Here is a 5025-nt window from a genome sequence, read left to right on the forward strand (position 1 = left end):
GGGGTAGGATAGAGATCAAGAGGTAAAAATGAGGGATAATGAAGCTAACAACTAGGGGTCACTATAGTGTTAAAGCCTTGCTGGATCTTAGTTTACAACCGAGGGGAACTCCCGTATCGGTAAAATCGATCGCCCTGCGTCAAGATATCCCGGCCGCTTATCTAGAGAAATTGCTCATAGAAATGCGACGAGCGGGGTTAGTTCGTTCCTTTCGGGGAGCGCAAGGGGGTTATCAATTGGCCAGGCCGGCAAATCGTATCTCGTTGGGGCAAATTTTGGAGGCGGTGGGAGAGACGATCGAGCCATTATCAGGCTATCATCCCAGGGACGAACAGGCAGAAGATTGGGTGACATTTACTATCTGGAAACACCTCCACGAGAAATTAAAAGAGGCCCTGGGGAAGATTACCTTAGCCGATTTATACTACGATGCGCGTAGCTGGATCGCCGCTAGGGGAGAGGAAACCAGCTTTATTGTTTAGTAGTTTAGAAGTTATGACAGCAACAACTCAAGCAAAGATTTATGGGGGAGGTTGTCACTGTGGAGCGATCCGTTTTCAAGTGGCGATCGAGCATGATCAAGCTCTAGACTGTAATTGTTCGATTTGTCAGAAAAAAGGTTTTCTGCATCTGATTGTTCCTTCAGCACAATTTACCCTCCTAAGCGGTGAAGATTTCTTAAGTACCTACACATTTAATACCCACACAGCCCAACATTATTTTTGTCGTGTTTGTGGTATTCATCCTTTCTATCGTCCCCGCTCCCATCCTGACGCTATAGATATAAACCTGCGCTGTTTGGAGGGTAATGTCTTAGGGGATTTTCAGATCCAGTTCTTTGATGGGGCTAACTGGGAAGACAATATTGAGAAAATTCGGGATGTCGATGGTAAAAGGGAGTAATTGTGAAGGAAACGGCAACGGCGATCATTTTAGTATTAGGGGCAGTTTTAGATTATCTGATCGGCGATCCCTGGGGATGGATTCATCCAGTGCAGGTGATGGGGGCGATTATTGCCGTTGCCACAAAAGTTATCCTTAATTGGACGCGGGAAAAAATTCGCCAACGTTTAGGGGGCATAATTCTGGGACTGGGTTTAATTATCTTGACTGGGGCCTTAACTTGGCTAGGAATCCAATGGTTAGGTCAGGTCAATTTGCTGCTGAGTTACCTAGTACAAATGATTCTCTTGGCTAGTTGTTTAGCCGGTAGAAGTTTACGCAGGGCTGCCGAAACCGTCATCGCAGCTTTACAAGCGGAAAATATCACCTTAGCTCGTTGCCAACTAAGTTTATACGTTGGTCGCGACACAGATAATCTCAGCCGCGAAGAAATCCTCCGCGCCCTATTAGAAACCGTCAGTGAAAATGGTGTGGATGGAGTTACCGCGCCGCTTTTTTATGCCCTTCTCGGTGCCTTTCTGGGGGTGGGACCAGTTCCCCTCGCTTGCGCTTATAAAGCCGCTAGTACCCTCGATTCGATGATTGGCTATCGTCGGCCACCCTACACCCATATTGGCTGGTTTAGTGCCAAAAGCGAGGATGTTTTCACATGGCTACCCTGTCGTTTAACGGTCTTAACTCTCGCCCTAATTTCGGGCCGGCCGGGGCGAGTTTTAAGCATTTGTTGGCGCGATGCCCGTCGGGATCCTAGTCCTAATTCCGGTTGGAGTGAATGCGTCTATGGGGCGATTTTGGGGGTGCAATTGGGGGGGAAAAATCAATATCGGGGCCAGATTGTGGAAAAACCTTTATTAGGCGATAACCTCAACCCGATTACTGTCAAAACCGTCGAACAGGCTTTGCATTTAACTCGTACTTGTGTATTACTTTGGTTAGCGATCGCTGTTAGCTGCTTAGTTGCTAGAGATTTTGCTCAATTTTAGCGACCAGAGGCGACGGCGTTGACGGGATTGACGCTGCCAGTAACGGATAATCAGGGAGAAGGTCAAGAATAGGGATTGCAGTATCTGTATCTGTCCGCAGAGGCGTTGATAGTTTTGTCGGAGATAATAGGTTTTCGCCCCGGCGATGAGAATATATTCGGGGGCGGGGTAAAAAACGTGGTGTAAACGTCGTTCCACCCGGTTTAAAATTTTGGTCACTCGCCCTAAAATCCGCCGCAATTGCCACAATTTCCAGAGTAGAAAGCAATTAAATAAAGTTAAGCCTAGATTGAAGCCGAGGACAAAAAAGAACATGGTCGAGGCGATGGTCGAGTTATGCCAATTTTAGCCTAGATTCCCGACTTGAAAGTGTCGGGGAAAGAAATCTAATCAGCTGCCCGGGTATTTAGGGTTTGCTGAATAAGCTGTTCGTAATTTAAATTGCTTGTTGAGATCAGGCGGTCGGCGGTCGGCAGGAGTCAGTATTCAGGAGTCAGGAGATAGGAGACAGGTTTTGGGGGTTGGGGTTTTGGGGTTTTGGGGTTTTAGTTCAATTTCCCCACTTCCCCCCCCCAATTCATAATTCATAATTCATAATTCATAATTCCCACACCCCACACCCCACACCCCACACCCCACACCCTGCCCCCAGGAAAAGCTTTTTGCCGCAAACCCTAGTTAGCGTCCGAGGGCGTGTAATCCGTTAATAATTTCGGCACAGCGCTCGGTAACTGCCTGTAAAGCCTCTCTTTTGCTAGAAATCGGTGGCGGCAGCACTTCTCCGATGCGAATAGTTAAGGGGATACTATGGGGAAAAGAAGAACCTTTTTGAAAAATCTTTTCTGTCCCCCATAAACTGACGGGTAACAGGGGAACTCCCGCTTTAGCGGCAATCATCGCCGCGCCTAGTTTTGGTTGATGGATCAATCCGTCCTCGGTGCGGGTTCCCTCCAGAAACACTCCCACTGCCCAGCCCGCTGCTAATGCTCCCATCGCCGCCCGAATTGCCCCGCGATCACCACTGCTGCGTTTGACGGGATAGGCCCCATAAAGAGCGATCGCCTGTTTTAAAATCGGGATGGTAAATAATTCTTCTTTAGCCATATAAGCTACGGGACGACGCACGGCACAGGATAATAGGGGTGGATCGAAGTAACTGGCGTGATTGCAGACGATAATCAGAGGATGACGACGGGGGACATTTTCCACTCCGTAAACGCGACCGCGAAAATAGCCGTGTAGGGTTGGGCTAACGATCGACCATTTAAAGAGATGATATAAAACTAAACTGGCAAAAGGTTCTCGCTCTTGAGGCTGGTTCATGACTGACAATTGTTACCTAGACATGGAAAAGCCCCTGGGAGTCTTGCCGTGTTTCGACCCCAAGGACTTTGCTTTCTTCTCACTCCTCACACAATTAAAATCTATAGCAATTTATGGGTTAGGGAAAGGTTAAGCGTGCCGCTTTCTTAACTGGCATAATTACTTACCTACGGTTGAGAGCGCCAAAAGGATTAGCAAGATGTGTAATTAATTTTGCCTAGGTACTGAAAAAAAGTTGGGTTAAAATATAAAGGCCAAATCTAGTGAGAAAAAGAGATTTTTTATGGAAAAACAGGTAAATTGTGCGGTAGATTGCCTAAATGGTTGTATTTTAGGCGATAAATGCCCCAATCAAGCCCATGCCGCCGAAGCAGCCAAATTTATTGCCGAAACTTCTTTGGAAAAGATGCTAGAAATGGCAGAAGCCGCTAGACTGAAAAAACTGACGCAACCGACCCAATGGATTATTCCCGATGATTTCTAGGGTTTGATAGGGGAAGGGAGAACGGGTAAGAAGGTCGCTGTACCTGATTACTCCCAATAGCACTATATCAGGTTTTTCCACTGTTGACTGTTCACTGTTGACTGAATAAAAGGCAGACAAGCAAGCATTTTCGGTTATTGAGAATTTTTTCGTTTCCTGGGTTTTTGTTTGCTGGTAGGGAGTAGGGGAGCGGTTAATTTTTCATAGAGTTCAAAAAGGTATTCAATACGATTTAATTCACTGGTAAAGGGTTGGGGACGATAACACAAATCAACGGCTTTGTCAAGTTTTTGGTGAGCTTTGAGCAAGTCGGGAGGCATGGTTAAAGGGTCGTATAAATCCGCAAGACTACTATCGGGATATTTTGCCCTAGTATCTAGCACAGCTTGAGCGCAAGTTTCAACGGTTTGTTTTTGTTTGTCGGTGATATTTTCTGGAAAAGGAAAATTATTATAAACGATGGTGTTTGAATAACGATAATCACTTTTTAATCTTCCGCAAACATATTTAACCCATGCCATGTGCATTTCTGAAGTTAAGATACCAAAATGATAAAGAGTTGCATAAGGAATAATTAAACATGAATTACTTGTAATTATATCAGGAGATAAAAATCCAGTTGGAATATATTTTCTATTCTCTGATGAAACACCCGGAATAAGTAAATAATTAGTATCAGGTTGTCTATTTTCTCCAAAAAGAGTTGGAAATTTAGATAATTCTTGAGTGGTTTTTCGATTGCTTTCACTTCGCACTTTTCTAACTTCTTCAACTCTTCTATAAATTTCTTTTGACTTCTTTAATTCTTGAGGTTGAATGTTAACAAGCCAAAGACAATAACGAGAATAACCATTAATAAATTCTTGCGCCCCTGTATAGCGTCTTATCCATTTATCAGCATCAGGTTCATTCTTAACTAATTCTTCTTTTTCAGATTGTGAAAGAATAAGATGACCACCATCATTTGGCATACTTCCAAAGTTTATGTCTGGAACAGATGAAATGGTTTTTCTTCTACTTAAAATTACCAAGTCACTACCCTCAACTAGATAAGGATTAATATTTTTAACCCTTCTTTCTGTTGGTTCACCTTTAATATCAGCATAATCAAAAATACGTTTATTGTCAATATCTTCTAGCCCAAAACCAATAATAACACAATGAACTGCGGCGTTTCCTTTTGCTTCATTGCTCCAGCTAAAAGTTCGATGGGCAAAATGAATTTTTATTTTATATTTTTGATAAAGCTCTTGCCAAAGAACACCAACTTGTTCACCCTGAGAAATAGAATTTGTGCTAACTAAAGCGCAACGAATTAAACTATTTTGAATA

Annotated in this window: 7 protein-coding genes; 4 read left to right on the plus strand and 3 right to left on the minus strand. The window is 43.9% G+C overall.

Features of this window, described 5'->3' with window-relative positions; all coding sequences use genetic code 11:
* The first annotated feature begins 38 nt into the window (after positions 1 to 38).
* Genes PX484_RS05690 through cbiB form a run of 3 tightly spaced genes read left to right on the plus strand, consistent with a single transcriptional unit; the run spans position 39 to position 1886 of the window.
* A complete protein-coding gene (locus PX484_RS05690; protein ID WP_002783777.1) occupies positions 39 to 482 on the plus strand; it encodes an Rrf2 family transcriptional regulator in 444 nt (147 codons plus the stop codon).
* Positions 430 to 903: a GFA family protein gene (locus tag PX484_RS05695; protein ID WP_002802937.1), complete on the plus strand. Its 474-nt coding sequence runs from the start codon at positions 430 to 432 to the stop codon at positions 901 to 903. Before PX484_RS05690 ends, PX484_RS05695 begins: the two co-directional genes overlap by 53 nt.
* A gap of 2 nt (positions 904 to 905) precedes the next feature.
* On the plus strand, positions 906 to 1886 hold the full coding sequence (gene cbiB, locus PX484_RS05700) for an adenosylcobinamide-phosphate synthase CbiB (RefSeq protein WP_287767566.1): 981 nt from the start codon (positions 906 to 908) through the stop codon (positions 1884 to 1886).
* Here the strand turns inward: cbiB and PX484_RS05705 are convergent.
* Positions 1857 to 2201 carry a hypothetical protein gene (locus PX484_RS05705; protein ID WP_002802940.1) on the minus strand — a complete coding sequence of 115 codons (345 nt, stop codon included), beginning with the start codon at positions 2199 to 2201 and terminating at the stop codon, positions 1857 to 1859. The two genes, cbiB and PX484_RS05705, sit on opposite strands and share 30 nt — an antisense overlap.
* Before the next feature lie 363 nt (positions 2202 to 2564).
* Positions 2565 to 3209: a lysophospholipid acyltransferase family protein gene (locus PX484_RS05710; protein WP_002736110.1), complete on the minus strand. Its 645-nt coding sequence runs from the start codon at positions 3207 to 3209 to the stop codon at positions 2565 to 2567.
* Between the two features lie 283 nt (positions 3210 to 3492).
* On the opposite strand from PX484_RS05710, the gene PX484_RS05715 reads away from it, so the two are divergent.
* The gene (locus PX484_RS05715) at positions 3493 to 3693 is read left to right on the plus strand and encodes a hypothetical protein (protein WP_002798182.1); all 201 of its coding nucleotides are present in this window, start codon (positions 3493 to 3495) and stop codon (positions 3691 to 3693) included.
* Positions 3694 to 3827: 134 nt separating this feature from the next.
* On the opposite strand, the gene PX484_RS05720 is transcribed toward PX484_RS05715, so the two are convergent.
* On the minus strand, positions 3828 to 5025 hold a 1198-nt coding region (locus tag PX484_RS05720), incomplete at its 5' end, for a type IIL restriction-modification enzyme MmeI (protein ID WP_288103117.1).

It is taken from the genome of Microcystis sp. M49636_WE2 (assembly GCF_030065375.1).
GTDB classification, from domain to species: Bacteria; Cyanobacteriota; Cyanobacteriia; order Cyanobacteriales; family Microcystaceae; genus Microcystis; species Microcystis aeruginosa_C.

What these genes read in the sequence shown, in the direction of transcription:
- PX484_RS05690 (WP_002783777.1), top strand. Translation starts at nt 39, where the DNA reads ATGAAGCTAACAACTAGGGGTCACTATAGTGTTAAAGCCTTGCTGGAT.
- PX484_RS05695 (WP_002802937.1), top strand. Translation starts at nt 430, where the DNA reads ATGCGCGTAGCTGGATCGCCGCTAGGGGAGAGGAAACCAGCTTTATTG.
- PX484_RS05705 (WP_002802940.1), bottom strand. Translation starts at nt 2,201, where the DNA reads ATGTTCTTTTTTGTCCTCGGCTTCAATCTAGGCTTAACTTTATTTAAT.
- PX484_RS05710 (WP_002736110.1), bottom strand. Translation starts at nt 3,209, where the DNA reads ATGAACCAGCCTCAAGAGCGAGAACCTTTTGCCAGTTTAGTTTTATAT.
- PX484_RS05715 (WP_002798182.1), top strand. Translation starts at nt 3,493, where the DNA reads ATGGAAAAACAGGTAAATTGTGCGGTAGATTGCCTAAATGGTTGTATT.